Origin of the sequence: Streptomyces sp. NPDC016562 (assembly GCF_043076955.1) — a bacterium.
Taxonomy (GTDB): Bacteria; Actinomycetota; Actinomycetes; order Streptomycetales; family Streptomycetaceae; genus Streptomyces.
In genome coordinates, this window is the sequence record NZ_JBIBRZ010000008.1 from 1 (window position 1) to 15617 (window position 15617).

Annotated in this window: 14 protein-coding genes; 4 read left to right on the forward strand and 10 right to left on the reverse strand. The window is 74.0% G+C overall.

Translation table 11 applies throughout. The features are described from left to right. Positions 1-221: 221 nt before the first annotated feature. A complete protein-coding gene (locus tag ACF059_RS27205) occupies positions 222-1643 on the reverse strand; it encodes a PLP-dependent aminotransferase family protein (RefSeq protein ID WP_392061955.1) in 1422 nt (473 codons plus the stop codon). Between the two features lie 47 nt (positions 1644-1690). Here ACF059_RS27205 and ACF059_RS27210 point away from each other — a divergent pair, with 47 nt between their 5' ends. Continuing rightward, positions 1691-2197, forward strand: coding sequence for a carboxymuconolactone decarboxylase family protein (locus ACF059_RS27210; protein ID WP_360897315.1), 507 nt, complete (start codon positions 1691-1693; stop codon positions 2195-2197). A 3-nt stretch (positions 2198-2200) separates the two neighbouring features. Here ACF059_RS27210 and ACF059_RS27215 read toward each other — a convergent pair whose 3' ends face one another. The 6 genes from ACF059_RS27215 to ACF059_RS27240 form a co-directional block, all read right to left on the reverse strand. Continuing rightward, positions 2201-3025, reverse strand: coding sequence for a hypothetical protein (locus ACF059_RS27215; RefSeq protein ID WP_392061958.1), 825 nt, complete (start codon positions 3023-3025; stop codon positions 2201-2203). 3 nt (positions 3026-3028) lie between these two features. Then, positions 3029-3445: a hypothetical protein gene (locus tag ACF059_RS27220; protein ID WP_392061961.1), complete on the reverse strand. Its 417-nt coding sequence runs from the start codon at positions 3443-3445 to the stop codon at positions 3029-3031. Beyond that, the gene (locus ACF059_RS27225) at positions 3435-5147 is read right to left on the reverse strand and encodes a hypothetical protein (RefSeq protein WP_392061965.1); all 1713 of its coding nucleotides are present in this window, start codon (positions 5145-5147) and stop codon (positions 3435-3437) included. Before ACF059_RS27225 ends, ACF059_RS27220 begins: the two co-directional genes overlap by 11 nt. 170 nt (positions 5148-5317) lie before the next feature. Then, positions 5318-6307 (reverse strand): malate dehydrogenase, encoded by a 990-nt coding sequence (locus ACF059_RS27230; protein WP_361943340.1) that lies wholly within the window; start codon positions 6305-6307, stop codon positions 5318-5320. A 261-nt stretch (positions 6308-6568) separates the two neighbouring features. Next, positions 6569-7054, reverse strand: a complete 486-nt coding sequence (locus ACF059_RS27235) for a DUF3017 domain-containing protein (protein ID WP_392061968.1) — start codon at positions 7052-7054, stop codon at positions 6569-6571. After that, on the reverse strand, positions 7044-7904 hold the full coding sequence (locus ACF059_RS27240) for a bifunctional methylenetetrahydrofolate dehydrogenase/methenyltetrahydrofolate cyclohydrolase (RefSeq protein ID WP_360897303.1): 861 nt from the start codon (positions 7902-7904) through the stop codon (positions 7044-7046). Before ACF059_RS27240 ends, ACF059_RS27235 begins: the two co-directional genes overlap by 11 nt. Before the next feature lie 245 nt (positions 7905-8149). On the opposite strand from ACF059_RS27240, the gene ACF059_RS27245 reads away from it, so the two are divergent. After that, a complete protein-coding gene (locus ACF059_RS27245) occupies positions 8150-8827 on the forward strand; it encodes a hypothetical protein (RefSeq protein WP_392061971.1) in 678 nt (225 codons plus the stop codon). Between the two features lie 107 nt (positions 8828-8934). Here the strand turns inward: ACF059_RS27245 and purH are convergent, their stop codons facing one another. Beyond that, positions 8935-10527 (reverse strand): bifunctional phosphoribosylaminoimidazolecarboxamide formyltransferase/IMP cyclohydrolase, encoded by a 1593-nt coding sequence (gene purH, locus ACF059_RS27250; protein WP_392061974.1) that lies wholly within the window; start codon positions 10525-10527, stop codon positions 8935-8937. Next, the gene (gene purN / locus ACF059_RS27255) at positions 10524-11147 is read right to left on the reverse strand and encodes a phosphoribosylglycinamide formyltransferase (RefSeq protein ID WP_392061977.1); all 624 of its coding nucleotides are present in this window, start codon (positions 11145-11147) and stop codon (positions 10524-10526) included. The genes purH and purN overlap by 4 nt, the downstream gene beginning before the upstream one ends. A 253-nt stretch (positions 11148-11400) precedes the next feature. Between purN and ACF059_RS27260 the strand changes: the two genes are divergently transcribed. Then, the gene (locus tag ACF059_RS27260) at positions 11401-11976 is read left to right on the forward strand and encodes a hypothetical protein (RefSeq protein WP_392061980.1); all 576 of its coding nucleotides are present in this window, start codon (positions 11401-11403) and stop codon (positions 11974-11976) included. 362 nt (positions 11977-12338) lie between these two features. Here the strand turns inward: ACF059_RS27260 and ACF059_RS27265 are convergent, their stop codons facing one another. After that, a complete protein-coding gene (locus ACF059_RS27265; protein ID WP_392061983.1) occupies positions 12339-14027 on the reverse strand; it encodes a DUF6350 family protein in 1689 nt (562 codons plus the stop codon). A gap of 221 nt (positions 14028-14248) precedes the next feature. Between ACF059_RS27265 and ACF059_RS27270 the strand changes: the two genes are divergently transcribed. After that, positions 14249-15520: a helix-turn-helix domain-containing protein gene (locus tag ACF059_RS27270; RefSeq protein WP_392061986.1), complete on the forward strand. Its 1272-nt coding sequence runs from the start codon at positions 14249-14251 to the stop codon at positions 15518-15520. Positions 15521-15617: the final 97 nt, after the last annotated feature.

Here is a 15617-nt window from a genome sequence, read left to right on the forward strand (position 1 = left end):
CCGCCCCGCGCGCGTCGGGCGGTGCGGCGCGGCGGGCGCGCCCCCCCCCCCCCCCCCCCCCCCCCACAGCGGCGCCACCGTCGGGGCTCCGCCCCGGACCCCGCTCCTCAAACGCCGGAGGGGCTGAAAGACCAGGGCTCCGTTCCGGACCATCGGACTCGAACGCCAGGGGCTGGAAGACCAGGGCTTTGCGCCCGACCAGCGTCAAGCGCCGGCGAGGCTCACGGCAGTGCGGCGGCGAGGGCGGCCAGCGTCGGCGCCCACGCGCTGTCCGGCGGGGTGCCGTAGCCGACGACCAGCGCGTCCCGCGCGGGGAGTTCGGCCTCGGGATGCCGGAACCGGGCCAGGCCGCACACGGCCAGGTCCTGCCAGGCCGCCGACTGCAGCACCGACCTCTCCGTCCCCGCGGGAAGGTCCAGCACCGCGTGCAGCCCCGCCGCGATCCCGGACACGGCCACCCGCCCGCCCACCGCCGCGACGAGCTCGTCGCGCCGCCGCCGGTAGCGCAGCCGCATCCCCCGCACGTGACGGTCGTACGCCCCCGAGGTGATGAACTCCGCGAGCGTGAGCTGCTCCAGCGCGCTGGAGGTCCGGTCGCCCAGTCCCTTGACCGCCAGCACCTCGTCCGGCAGCCCCGGCGGGAGCACCATCCAGCCCATCCGCAGCCCCGGCGCCAGCGACTTGCTGGCCGTGCCGAGGTACACCACCCGGTCCGGGTCGAGGCCCTGGAGCGCCCCCACCGGCTGGCGGTCGTAGCGGAACTCCCCGTCGTAGTCGTCCTCCAGGATCAGCCCGCCCGTGGTCCGGGCCCAGTCGACCGCGGCCGCCCGCCGGGCCGGGGTCAGGGCGGCGCCCGTCGGGAACTGGTGCGCCGGGGTCAGGAGCACCGCGCCGGGCGCGCCGGCCGCACCGGCCGCACCGCCCGCTCCGGTCAGCTCTCCCGTGCGGGCCCCGTCCCCGTCGACCCCCAGCGGCCGCGTCCGCAGCCCCGCCCGCACCAACACGTCCCGGTGGTAGTCCAGGCCGTACCCCTCGACCGCCACCTCCCGCACGCGTCGCGCCCGCAGCACCCGCGCCAGCAGCTTCAGCCCGTGCACGAAGCCCGCGGTGAGCACGATCCGCTCCGGGTCCGCGTACACCCCGCGCGCCCGCGCCAGGTAGTCGGCGAGCGCGCGGCGCAGCTCGACGCGGCCGCGTGCGTCGCCCTCGTAGCCGAAGGCCTCGTTCGGCGCGCCGGTCAGGGCCCGCCGGGCCGCCGACAGCCAGGCCGCGCGCGGGAAACCGGCCAGGTCCGGGGAGCCGGGCATCAGGCTGTACGAGGGTCCGCCGCGCGCGGGGCGCCGTACGCGGGCGGGCGCGGCGGGCCGGCGGGGCCGCGCCCGTTCGGCGACGCGGGTACCGGATCCCTGGCGGGCCGTCAGCCAGCCCTCGGCCACGAGCTCGGCGTACGCCTCCGCCACCGTGTTGCGCGCGATGCCGAGGTCCGCGGCGAGGCTGCGCGAGGACGGCAGCCGGGTCCCGGCGGCCAGCCGCCCGCTGCGCGCGGCCTCCCGCAGCGCCTCGGTGAGTCCGGCCCGCAGGCCGCGCCCGGCGGACAGGTCCAGATGCAGGTCCGCCCCGAAAGTGGCCCAGGATTCCGTCATGGATATGGACCATATCGCTGGGCCGCCCGGCTCCTAGGGTGGATCACATGACGACGACCACCGCAGTGACCGAAACCGCCCACGAACACACCCCGCGCATGCAGATGGCGAAACTCGCCCCCGAGGTCTACAAGGCCGTCCTGGCCCTGGAGATGGCCTCCCGGAAGGGGCTGGACCCGGCCCTGGTCGAGCTCGTCAAGATCCGCGCCTCGCAGATCAACCACTGTGCCTTCTGCCTCGACATGCACACCAAGGACGCGATCGCGGCCGGGGAGAGCGTCGACCGGATCGTGCTGCTGGGCGCCTGGGAGGAGTCGCGGCACTTCTACACCGAGAAGGAGCTCGCGGCGATCGAGTTCACCGAGGCCGTCACGGTCCTGACGGACGGTTTCGTGCCGGACGAGGTGTACGCGAAGGCCGCGAAGCACTTCGAGGAGCGCGAACTGGCCCAGCTGATCGCCGTCATCGCGACGATCAACGTCTGGAACCGGATCGGTGTCACCACCCGCCTGGTGCCCGGGCACTACACCCCGGGCATGTACAAGCAGGCGTGACGGTCAGTCCGGTCTGAAGGAGTCCAGGGCCGCCGTCAGGTGGGCGCGCACCGCCGTCTCGTCGGCGGCGGGGCCCGCCGACAGCAGGGCCCACCGGCTGCCGTCCGCGGCGGCGGTGATCCGCTCGATCCCGCGGCGGCGGCCGTTCGACTCCGCGCTGTCGTACTCGTAGACCAGCTCGCAGGACGTACCGGCCGACGGGCCGAGGGAGACCTCCCGGTAGCCCTCGTTGCTGCTCAGGTACGTGGAGGAGATGCCCAGCAGTGCGCACGCGCCGACGTCGGCCGGCTCGGTGACCCGGAAGATCTGGAGCAGTGCGCTGCGGTCTCCGGGCCGGCGGTAGAAGGACCCGTTGCCGTTCTCGCTGCGGCTGCGCTCCCAGCCCGCCGGTACGGCGACCGAGAAGCCGTCCTCGTCGTGGACCACCGTGTGGCCCTGCTCCGTCGAGGGGCTCGCGGAGGTCCCGGGGCCGGGCGACACGTCGGGCGACGAGCCGTACGAGGGTCGCGCGGACGGGCTCGTGGACGGGCTCGCGTTCGCGTCGGACGCCGGATCGCGGGTCCCCGAGGCCGACGGGGGTGCCTCGGGGTCCTTCGCGTCCGGCCCGGACAGGACGAACCACCCCGCCACGGCGGAGCCGCCCAGGACGGCGGCCCCGACGGCCACCAGCAGCGGGACCTTCCACTCCCGGCCGGCGCCCGCGGCCGGCGAGAGCCGGCCGGGTCTGCCGAACCGCTGCTGCCGCGGGGGCGTCGGGGGTTCCTCGGCCCACTCCCAGCGCTGCGACTGCGGGTTCCACTGGGGGCCGCCGCCCGGGGACGCGGCCACCGGTCAGCCCCCCAGCGCGGTGAGCAGCCCGCCGAGGGCGGTGGCCGCGCTCACCGTCTCCACCAGCGGCGCCCACCGCTCCAGCGCCCCGCGCAGCCGGGCGGGCAGCCCGGGCCGGATCCGGCCCGCCTCCTCCAGCTCGCCGGCGGCCTCGTCCAGTTCGGCGTCGAGCGCCGCGCGGTCGGCGCTGCGCGGCAGGCGGACGAGGGCCGCGCGCAGCTCCCGCACGGCCTCCAGCAGTTCCGCGGCGTCCGGGGCGCCCGTCCCCGTACCGCCGTGGTGGACGGTGTTGGTGATGTGGGCGCCGCCGATGCTGACGCTGCTGCCGTCGATGCGGGTGATCCGCACCGCCCCGGTTACGGCGCCCGCGCTCGCGCCGCCTTCGGCGCCCGCCGCCGCGCCCCTCGTGTCATCCGTCATCGCTGTTCCTTCCCCCCGTGTGGTGGCTCGCTTGGTTGCTGTGGCCGCTGCCGCCCACGCTGAACGCGCTGTGGTTCACCGACTGGATGAACACCCCGCCGTCCGCCACCGTGACCGCGCGCTGGGCGAACTCCTCGGTGTGCCAGCCCGCTTCGTGCAGGGCCAGGGTCACCCCGGCGACGATCCGGTCCTGGATGGTCTTCAGGTACCGGTCCAGGTCCATCAGCTGGAACAGCGAGGCCTTCTCCTGCGCCGCGAGCTCGCGCACGGACACGGCCGGACCGGCCGGAAGCGCGCCCCCGTAGCCCGCCGTGGCGATCTGCCACGGGGCCCGGCTGCCGCCCGACAGGGTGCCGAGCGCCGCAGCGAGCGAGCGCGGGGCGTTCTTCAGCGCCCAGACCGCCTTCGCGAAGGCGCTGTTGCGCAGGTGCCGCCGGGCCACGTCGTCGGCCTCCTGGAACTCCGGCCGCACGGGCAGCAGTACGTGCGGCGCCACCTCCAGCATCAGCATCCCGCCCTGGGTGTGGACGCGTACGAAGACGGTGATGACGAGGTTCTCGTCCCAGCCCCCGACCCGGACCCGCAGGAAGTGGCGGCGCCGCTCCCCGCCCTCCTCGACGGCCGCGGCCCGGTGCGCCGCGAACGCCTGCTCCGACAGGTCCAGTTCGTGCCCGCCGGGCAGCTCGGCGGGCGGCAGGAACACGCACTCGTCCACGACCAGCTCCCGCAGCCGGTCCAGAACGGCCTCCTGCGCTTCGGGCGAGCCGTGCGGGGACGGGACGCGCAGGGCCTCCAGCCGTGGCCGGATCCGCTCCACGATCCGTGCGTTGTCGAGCGGTTCGGGTGCGGCGTCGTCCTGGGGGCGCAGTTCCACCGACAGGTGCCAGGGCCGGTGGGCCTCGCCGGCGCCGCAGAACGGGTCGTCGACGTTGTAGATGATCAGGGGGGCGTGCTGGGTGCGGACGATCCGGTTGCGGGCGCGTGCGTAGCGGCCGCCCGAGGCGGGGTCGGCGCTCGGGTCGGCGTAGCGCGTCCGGCTGAGGGAGGTGGTGATGACGCGGGCGAAGTGGCCCCGTTGCAGGCCGACGACCACGCTGAGCAGGAAAAAGAGGATCAGGGCGGTCCAGCCGTACACCGCGCCGAGGACGTAGCCGAGCCGGGGCAGCTCGAAGAGCAGTCCGAAGGGCGTGCGTTCGAGCCGCCGGGTGAGGTCTTCGAGGAGGACGGCGGAGTCCTCGCCCCCGCCGACGTTCGCACTGCCGTCGAGTGCGCCGACCACCACCCCCAGGACGACCCCGGCGAGCAGCACGTAGCCGCATCCGCGCAGCAGCGATTCGAGGAACCGGCTGGCGCGACGCCCTCGTTCGCGGCGCCGTTTGATCCTCCCGGCGCCGCTGAGGAACGCGGCCGGGATCAGCAGGAAGATCAGCAGCGCCTGGGCCAGGAGCAGCCCGAGGCCCCACACCGCCACGACGGCCGAGGCCCAGGCCGCTTCGGCGCGGCGGGCCTGGAGGGCGTGGGCGAGGACGCGGGCGGCGTCGAAGCCGTAGGAGGGCGCGACGTAGCGCTCCTCGTGGACGTAGAGCTCCTGGATCACCCGGTCGCGGTACGCCGCGTCCAGATACGTGCCTGCGCACAGCAGCCGGCCCGCCTCGCTGAGCGAAGGGTGCACGGGAGTTCTGCCGTCCCCGTTGCCTGTCACCGAATCCCCCTTTCGGTGTGCGGAGGGAAACGATAGGGCGGCGGTTTCGAAGCCGACAGGCGCGATCACGCCAAAAGGCCCCGGCGCGCCGTGCGCCGGGGCCTTCGGGAAGAGCGGGTCGGCTGGGCCGACCGGATCAGATCACATCTGAGCGATGAGACCGGATCGGATCAGATCAGGCCGAGCGCGCGGACCGCGTCGCGCTCCTCGACGAGCTCCTGGACGGAGGCGTCGATGCGGGTGCGGGAGAACTCGTTGATGTCCAGGCCCTGGACGATCTCGTACGTGCCGTTCTTGGTGGTGACCGGGAAGGAGGAGATGATGCCCTCCGGGACGCCGTAGGAGCCGTCCGACGGGATGCCCATGGAGGTCCAGTCGCCCGCGGCCGTGCCGTTGACCCACGTGTGCACGTGGTCGATGGCGGCGTTGGCGGCCGAGGCGGCCGAGGACGCGCCACGGGCCTCGATGATCGCCGCGCCGCGCTTGGCGACGGTCGGGATGAAGGTGTCGGCGAGCCAGGCCTCGTCGTTGACGACCTCGGCGGCGTTCTTGCCTGCGATCTCCGCGTGGAAGATGTCCGGGTACTGGGTCGCCGAGTGGTTGCCCCAGATGGTGAGGCGCTTGATCTCGGTGACGTCGGCGCCCGTGCGCTTCGCCAGCTGCGAGATCGCCCGGTTGTGGTCCAGACGGGTCATCGCGGTGAAGCGCTCGGCCGGTACGTCCGGGGCGGCGGCCTGCGCGATGAGCGCGTTGGTGTTGGCCGGGTTGCCCACGACGAGGACCTTGATGTCGTCCGCGGCGTGCGCGTTGATCGCGGCGCCCTGCGGCTTGAAGATGCCGCCGTTGGCGGAGAGCAGGTCACCGCGCTCCATGCCCTTGGTACGCGGGCGGGCGCCCACGAGCAGCGCGACGTTGGCGCCCTCGAAGCCCTGGTTCGGGTCGTCGAAGATGTCGATGCCCTTGAGCAGCGGGAACGCGCAGTCGTCGAGCTCCATGGCGGTGCCCTCAGCGGCCTTCATGCCCTGGGGGATCTCCAGAAGTCGGAGCTTGACCGGCACGTCCGCGCCGAGCAGGTGACCGGATGCGATGCGGAAGAGCAGCGCGTAGCCGATCTGGCCGGCGGCGCCGGTGACGGTGACATTCACGGGAGTGCGGGTCATGGCCTTCTCCGTTAGACAGCTGGCGGTGGGGCGTCCCTGCCCCATGTGCTGGCGGACGCCGCTCCCCAGTAAATCTTGACGTGAAGAGACATCCGCGGTCAGGCTATCCGACCTGTGAGCGGCCGAACCCCCGGGTCCCTGTGGTGCGTGGCACACGGACCCCGGCGTTCGAAGGTCAGATCGACCCACGGACCCCTGTTCGACCAAGGGTTACCGGGGGCCGACCAGGGGCGACGCGGGGGTTCGACCGTACGGCGGCCCTCACCGCACGGTGAAGCGGACCGCGCTCTCCAGGAACGGGATGTCCAGCCACGGCTTCGGCTCCATGACCAGAGCGAGCAGCGTGATCGCCACGCCCAGCACCCCGTACGTGATCATGTCGGTGTAGCGGGAGCGCACCGCGAGCATCCCCACCGAGGGCAGGACGCGGCGCAGCACCGACGCCGCGATCAGGGCCACGCCGATCACCAGGCAGCCGATCCTCGGCTGGCCCAGCGCCGTGGCCAGCAGGCCCGCCGCGGTCGCGGTGAGCACGCTGAGCATCGGCCACTGCCGCGCGGGCGTGGACACCGCCCCGGGGACGGCGCGGCCGCTGCCCTCGGGGCGGGCGGTGTCCCGGGTGACGGACGGGAAGCGGCGGGACCTGGGACCCTCGGCGCCGCTCGCGCCGGTCGGGCCGGTCGGGCCGTTCGTCGCGGGCGCGCCGCCCGCGGCCGCGGGCTGAGCGGCGTCCGGTTCAGCCTGCACTGGAGATCCGTTCCGCCGCCTCGACGACATTGACGAGCAGCTGGGCCCGGGTCATCGGGCCGACGCCGCCCGGGTTCGGGGAGATCCAGGCGGCCACCTCGGCCACGCCGGGGTGCACGTCCCCGACGATCTTCCCCTGCTCGTCGCGGCTCACGCCGACGTCGAGCACGGCCGCGCCCGGCTTCACGTCCTCCGGCTTGACCAGGTGCGGGACGCCCGCCGCCGCGACGATGATGTCGGCCTGGCGCAGCAGCCCGGAGAGGTTGCGCGTACCGGTGTGGCAGAGCGTCACGGTCGCGTTCTCGGACTTGCGGGTCAGCAGCAGGCCGATGGAGCGCCCGACGGTGATCCCGCGGCCGAGGACCACGACGTGCGCGCCGTTGATCTCCACGTCGTGGCGGCGCAGCAGCTGGACGATGCCGTAGGGGGTGCAGGGCAGCGGGCCCGGCTCGTTCAGCACCAGCCGGCCGAGGGAAGTGGGGTGCAGGCCGTCGGCGTCCTTGAGCGGGTCCATCAGCTCCAGGACCCGGTTGGTGTCGATGCCCTTGGGGAGCGGGAGTTGGACGATGTAGCCGGTGCACTCCGGGTTGGCGTTGAGCTCCCGTACGACCGCCTCGATGTCCTCCTGGGAGGCCGTCGCAGGCAGTTCGCGCTGGATGGAGGCGATGCCGACCTCGGCGCAGTCCTTGTGCTTGCCGTTGACGTACCAGCGGCTGCCCGGATCGTCACCGACCAGCAGGGTGCCGAGACCGGGGGCGACGCCCCTGGCCTTCAGGGCCGCCACACGGGCGGTCAGTTCGGACTTGATCGCGGCTGCGGTGGCCTTGCCATCGAGAATCTGGGCGGTCATGACCCCATCCTCCCGGATGAGGTGGCCCCGGTTCCAGTCAAGGCGCTCGCAGGGGTGCACGGTTCATTGCACTTGCACAACAAGTGCACGGCCGCGCCGCAACGAGCTGGACAACCCCTCGCCAATCGGACGACCATGCAACGAATGAGTGCCGCGGGCAGTGCCGGGGGGGCGGACCGCTCGATCCAGGATTCCTCCGCGTGTGTGCCGTGCGTCCCCGCACTTTTACGGAGGAACACCCCAAGATGAGTTTCGGCGACCCCCACAATCCGTACGGACAGCAGCCGCCGCAGGGCCAGCCGGGCTACGGCTACCCGCAGCAGGCCCCGCAGGGCGTCCCGCCGCAGGGCGGCTACGCCTACCCGCAGCAGGCGTACCCGGCCGCTCCGGCCGGGTACCCGGGCAGCCCCGTCGTCGAGATGCCCGGCGGCGTGAAGGCCGCCCGCGTCATCCTCTTCATCCTGGGCGGCCTGCAGGCCCTGGGCTCCGTGGTCTGGATCATCGGCGGTGCGCTGCTCGCCTCGTACTTCACCTCCGACACGAGGGGCTCCTACCGCTCGGACGCGGACGAGGTGGCGACCTTCGCCGGCATCGTCCTCGTGATCGTCATCGCCGTCTCGGTGGCCTTCGCGCTGTGGGCCATCCTCACGGCGGCCAAGCTGAGCAAGGGCCGCGGCGGGGTCCGCGCCTCGGGCATCGTCTACGGCTCGCTGCTCACCCTGGCGGGTGTCGGCACCGTGATCAGCAACCTCGTGGCCCTCTCCGCCGCGTCCGCCGCGTCGTCCTCCAGTGCGGACATGCCGGCCGCTGCGATCGCCGTGTCCGTGGCGTTCGCCCTGGTCCCGCTGGGCCTCGGCCTCTGGATCGTCGTGGGCCTCTCCAACAGCGCCGCGAGCGCCTACTTCCAGCGCCCCCGCTACTGACACCCGCACCGGGCCCCGCACCGACCCCGGCTACGGCGAAGGCCGCGCCCCGCACTGCGGGACGCGGCCTTCGCCGTATGCCTGGGGACCTCGGTTGCGCGGGGACCTCAGTGGAAGAAGTGCCGGGTGCCGGTGAAGTACATGGTCACACCGGCCTTCTTCGCAGCCTCGACGACCTGCTCGTCGCGGACCGAACCGCCCGGCTGGACCACGGCCTTGATGCCCGCGGCCGTCAGGATCTCCAGCCCGTCCGGGAAGGGGAAGAAGGCGTCGGAGGCGGCGTACGAGCCCTGCGCGCGCTCGGCGCCCGCCCGCTCGACGGCGAGCTTGGCCGAGTCGACGCGGTTGACCTGGCCCATGCCCACGCCGACCGAGGCGCCGTCCTTCGCGAGCAGGATCGCGTTGGACTTGACGGCCCGGCAGGCCTTCCACGCGAAGGCCAGCTCGGCGAGCTCGGCCTCGGACAGGGCCTCGCCCGTGGCGAGCGTCCAGTGCGCCGGGTCGTCGCCCTCGGCCTGGAAGAGGTCCGACTGCTGGAGCAGCGCGCCACCGGAGATCGGCTTGAGGTCACCCGGCTGGTGCGGGGTGCCCTCCACCTTCAGGACGCGGATGTTCTTCTTCTTGGCGAGGATCTCGACCGCGCCGTCCTCGTAGGCGGGGGCGGCGATGACCTCGGTGAAGATCTCCGCGACCTGCTCGGCGAGCTCGACGGTCACCGGACGGTTGACGGCGATGACGCCGCCGAAGGCCGACAGCGGGTCGCAGGCGTGCGCCTTGCGGTGCGCGGCGGCGACGTCGGCGTCGACGGCGATCCCGCACGGGTTGGCGTGCTTGATGATCGCGACGCAGGGCTCGTCGTGGTCGTAGGCGGCGCGGCGCGCGGCCTCGGTGTCGACGTAGTTGTTGAAGGACATCTCCTTGCCGTGCAGCTGCTCGGCGTTGGCGAGCCCGCCCGGCTGGCCGTCCGTGTAGAGGGCGGCGGCCTGGTGCGGGTTCTCGCCGTAGCGCAGGGTCGACTTGCGCTCCCACGCGCCCGCGAGGAACTCGGGCAGGACGGCGTCCTCCTGCGGCGCGTACGCGTTCGTGAACCAGGAGGCCACGGCCACGTCGTAGGCGGCGGTGTGCTGGAAGGCCTCGGCCGCCAGGCGCTTGCGGGCGGTGAGGTCGAAGCCGCCGCCCTGGGCGGCCGCGATCACGTCGGCGTAGCGGGCCGGGCTGGTGACGACCGCGACCGAGGGGTGGTTCTTGGCGGCGGCGCGGACCATCGACGGACCGCCGATGTCGATCTGCTCGACGCACTCGTCGGGGGTGGCACCCGACTGGACGGTAGCCAGGAAGGGGTAGAGGTTGACGATCACCAGGTCGAAGGGCTCGACGCCCAGCTCGGCGAGCTGGTTGCGGTGGTCCTCCAGGCGCAGGTCGGCGAGGATGCCGGCGTGCACGCGCGGGTGCAGGGTCTTGACCCGGCCGTCCAGGCACTCGGGGAAGCCGGTCAGCTCCTCGACCTTGGTGACGGGCACCCCGGCCGCGGCGATCTTCGAGGCGGTGGAGCCGGTGGAGACGAGCGCGACGCCCGCCTCGTGCAGCCCGCGGGCCAGCTCTTCCAGTCCCGTCTTGTCGTAGACGCTGACGAGCGCACGCCGGATCGGCCGCTGGGTAGTGGTCGGGTCGTTGCTGTCTACGGTCTCTACGGCGGTCACTGGATTGTTACCTTTCGTCCCTCAATGCGGTAGCCGTGCCGGGCCAGACGCCCCACGACATCGACGAGCAGCGCTCGCTCGACTTCCTTGATGCGCTCATGGAGAGCGGCTTCGTCGTCCTCGTCCCGGACCTCGACGACACCCTGGGCGATGATCGGACCGGTGTCCACGCCGCCGTCCACGAAGTGGACGGTGCAGCCGGTGACCTTCGCGCCGTAGGCGAGCGCGTCCCGTACGCCGTGCGCACCGGGGAAGGCGGGGAGGAGGGCGGGGTGGGTGTTGACGAACCGGCCGCCGAAGCGGTCGAGGAACGCCTTGCCCACGATCTTCATGAACCCGGCGGACACGACGAGGTCCGGGGCGTACGCGTCGGTCGCCTCCGTGAGCGCGATGTCCCACTCCTCGCGGCTCCCGTAGGCCTTGACCGGGCAGACGAAGGTGGGGATCCCGGCCTTCTCGGCCCGTTCCAGGCCGGCGATGTTCTCGCGGTCGGCCCCCACGGCGACGACTTCGGCACCGAAGCCCTCGGATCCGCCGGGGTGGGCGTCGATGGCGTCGAGCAGGGCCTGGAGGTTGGTGCCGGAACCGGAGACCAGCACGACCAGGCGGGAGGCGGCCATGGGAGGCCCTTTCTCGCGGGAATTGCGGTGTTCGTGGTGTTCGTCTTGTGTGGTCATACAAAACTTCGGGGTACCGATATACGGGGGACCCTACGAAGCGACCGACCGCCTGCAACGATACCGGCACACCGGACGGCCCCCGAGGGACGGGGGGACGGCCGGGCGGTAGCGTCTGGCTTACAAGCCGCGAACTGGGCCCACCTCGCCACGACGTCCTCGTGACGTCCATGACACAGGGGAAGAAACACACCCGATGCCGGACCGCCGTCAGCCCGAGTCCCCCACCGACGACAACCCCTTCGCGGCTCCGCCGGAGGGCCGGCCCGACCAGCCGTGGCAGCCGCGCGGCGGCGGCGAGGGCGGGCCGGGCGACGGCCCGGGTGACGCGGACGGCCAGCGGGGCCCGGCGCGCTGGGACCCGACGGACCCGATCCAGCGCCGCGCCCGCTACGCGCTGCTCGCCGGCATGTGGGGCTTCTTCTTCGGGATCTTCGGCATTCCGTCGGTGGGCCTGCTCCTGGGCGCGCTCGCCCTGTACTGGGGCATCAGCGCCCTGCGCGGCAAGCCGGCCGAGCCCACCGCCCCGGACGCCCCGACGGGCCTGGCCTCCCTGGGTCCGGCGGCCCGCCCCCAACGCACGGCGGCGGTGAGCGGCCTGATCACGGCCACTCTGGCGATCCTCCTGGCGATGAGCTCGTACGCCCTGCAGCTGGCCTACAAGGACTTCTACGTCTGCCGCGACGACGCCCTCACCAACGCGGCCGAACAGCAGTGCAACACCCTCCTCCCGGACAACGTCCTGGGCGACATCCTGAAGGTCCGCCAGTAGCCCTCCGGCCCGGCCCCTGCCCCCTTCTCGGGGGGCCCCCGGGGCAAAGCCCCGCTCCCCACCTGCCCGGCCGCTCATATCCAGCCCGGCCGCACACGTTCAGCCTCGCCGGCGCTTGAGGCACGGGGCCCGGGGCGGAGCCCCGCTCTTTCAGCCCCGCACCCATCCAGCCCGGCCGCACATATCCAGCCCCGCCGCACATACCCAGCCTCGCCGGCGTTTGAGGCGCGGGGTCCGGGGCGGAGCCCCGATCTTCGCCCCGCGCACCACCCGGTCCATCCAGCCCCGCCGCACATATCCAGCCTCGCCGGCGCTTGAGGCGCGGGGTCTGGGGTGGAGCCCCAGCGGCGGCGGCGCGCCCGCTACACCGACGGCTTACGGCGCGTCAGCACCCGCGCCCCCACCACCGGCGGAGCCAACGACTCGACCCCTTGCCCGGCAACCGGCTCAGCCGGGCCCGGCACCGGCCCGGATCCCGGCCTCGGCGCCGGGCCGGGAAGCGGACTCAGGTCCAGGCTGATCCCCGGCACGACGGTCACCGGCCGATGCACCCGCCCCACCCCCAAGCCCGGCGCAGCCGCAGGGCCCGGCCCATCCACAACGCCCGGCGCAGCCGCAAGGCCCGGCCCAGCCCCCAAGCCCGGCGCAGCCGCCAAGCCCGGCCCGGCCAAGTCCGGCACAGCCAAGCCCGGCGCAGCCGCAGGGCCCGGCGCAGCCGCAAGGGCCGGTTCGGCCGGCAGGGCAGGCGCGGGCGGAGCAACCGGACCCGCCTCCCCCATATCCGGCACCAACACCCCCGCCGCCCTCCGCATCGCCGCCCACCGAACCTCCCGCACCCCACTGTCATGCCACGCATCCCCCAACAACCCGTCCCCGTCCATCCCCGCCGCCCCCATCCCCCTCGCCGGCCGCGTCCGCCACACCTGCACCCCCACCGCCACCGGCACCGCCAGCCCCAGCGTCCACACGAAGGCCGCCGCCCCGGTGGCCCACCACACCGGCCCGAACTCCGCCAGCCGCCGCGACCCCAGCGGCCCCCCGGCCGCCGCCGCGAGCCCGGTCATCACCAGGCCGCACACCAGTGCGCCCAAGGCCGCCGTGAGCGCGGTCTCCCCGTACGAGACCTCACGCGCCCGGCGTACCGCGAACCAGCCCACCGCCAGCCCGGCCACCACCGGCACGCCGGCGACCGCCCAGGTCAGCGGGGTGCCCGGCCCCTCCGGCGGGAGCGCCGCCAGCAGCGGGAACCGGGGCAGCCCGACCCCGCCCGCGAAGCCGAGCGGGGTGGCGGTCACGTCGGCGCCGACGGCGAAGCCGGGCCCGAGGGCGTAGGCCGCGCCCCAGACCATGGCGTTCGGGATCAGCGCGACCGCGAGCAGCAGCACCGCGAACCGCCCGGACCACACCCCGGTCAGCGCGAGGAACGAGCCCTGCGCCTCCGCCCCGTGCCACGCGAGCGACACGCCGACGAGCAGCGCACCGCCCCCGAGGAGGACCAGGGCCCCGCCCGCACCCGCCCGCAGCGCCAGCGCGTAACGGGGGCGCGCGACCACCCTCCGTACGCCCCTCGGCAGCCAGGACGGCAGCGTCCCGAGCGGACGCCCCTTGGTCCCCCACACCCCGCCCGCGGCGGCGAGCACGGCCACCAGGGGGACGTGCCAGGCCGCGCTGATCGGGTCGGCCGGCATCGGCCCACCGGCGGCGTACACCGTGGCGAGGGCCCCGATCGCGAGGTATCCGCAGAGCACGGCCGAGAACACGGCGCCCGCGGGCAGCACCTCCTCGCCCTCCTCCTCGGACGCGCCACCCAGCCGCGCCGCCCGCCGCAGGAGCAGCACGGGCAGCGCGACGAGCAGCAGGGGCGTCACCCCGACGGGCGCGGGAATGCCGGACAGGGTCTCGTACCGCACGAGTTCCGTCCCATGGGCGAGCAGCCACAGCCCGGCGGCGAGGTGCAGGGCCCCGCCGGGACCGCTGTCGGGGTAGGGCGAGCTGATCCACAGCACGATGACGAGCACGGCGAGGAAGCCGAGCCCGAGTCCGGCCGCCACGGCCCCGCCCACTACGCATGCGGCGGCGGCCGGCGAGCGGCGCCGCGTTCCGGCTCGCGGGGCCGCTGACAACGGGGTCCCGCGTTCGGTCACTTGGGTCACCCCGCCATGGTGCCAACGACACGCGCTATGGGCGGGTAACAGGCGAATGTCCGTGGTGTCGCCCAATATACGTTTATGTACTTTTTCGCTCAGGGCTGCCAGGTCGCGGGGAGAGTGGCATGACACGTGGCGTCGAGAGCCTGCCCGCCCCCAACGAGCGCCGCAGGCTGCGCGAGGCGGCGCATCTGACGCCCGAGCAGGTCGCGTCGGCCGTGGGCGTCACCGTGAACACGGTCCGATCCTGGGAGGCGGGGCGCACCCGCCCCCGCGGGCGCATGCGCGAGGCGTACGCGGCCTTCCTCGCGGGCCTCGCGGGCCCACCGGCCCTGCCGGAACCGGAATCCGAGGCCCCGTCAGAGGCCGACGCCCCGTCGGCGGAGGCGGCCGCGTCCGAACCCGATACCACCGGAACGGCCGAGCCCGAATCCACCGCGCCCGCGCAGCCGGAAGCACCCGCCGAGCCGGAACCGGCGGCCGCGCCCGCCGAACACCCCGCACCGGCAGCGGCACCGGCGGCGACACCGCCACCTCCACCGGCAGCGCCACCAGAACCATCACCGGCACCGGCACCGGCACCGGCAGGTGCAACGGCCGGCTTCGACGCCCTCTACGCCCACGCCGCCCCCGCCCTGGCACGGCAGACCTACCTGCTCACCGGCCGCCGGGCCCTCGCCCTGGAGGCCGTGGAGCAAGCGTTCCACCGGGCCTGGAACCAGTGGCCCGAGGTGGCCACCGACCCGGACCCGGAGGGCTGGGTGCGTGCGGTGGCGCACGAGTACGCCCTCTCCCCCTGGCACCGCTACCGGCACGCCCACCGCCAGCCCGACCCACCTCCCGCCGAGCCCGCCGACCGGATCCTCCTCGACGCGGTGCTCGCCCTGCCGGCCGTCCACCGCCGGACGGTCCTGCTCTACGACGGCGTGGGCCTGGACCTCCCCGACACCGCGGCCGAGACGGAGGCCACCACCCCCGCCACCGGCAGCCGCCTCCTGCACGCGCACGCCGACCTCGCCGAGCGGATCCCCGAACTGGCCGCCGTACCGCCGCGGGAACAGTCCGCGGTGCTGCACGGCCTGTTCGCCGCGCTGCGGCCGGCCGCGCCGCTCGACCTCCGCCCGGCGGCGGCCGTACGCGGCGGCAGCGAGCGCCGCATCCGGCTGTGGAGCCGTGCGACCCTCGGCCTGACGGCGGTCATCGCCGTCGCGACCGCCTACACGGCCGTGACCGCGCCCACCCACTACGAGCCCCCGCGCTCGCCCGGCGAGAGCGTCTCCGGCGTACCCCCGCTCAGCGGCCCGCAGCAGCTCACCGAGCAGAGCAAGCAGCTCCACGACAAGCTGCGCGCGGACCCCGCCGCCGGGCCTGCCCGGATCGCCCCGAAGGTCGAATGAGGCGCGACGGGCCCGCGTGGCACATGGGGCACATGAAACAGGGCGTGGCCCGCACCCCCCGAGGGGTGCGGGCCACGCCCTGTTCGCGCAGACGTGC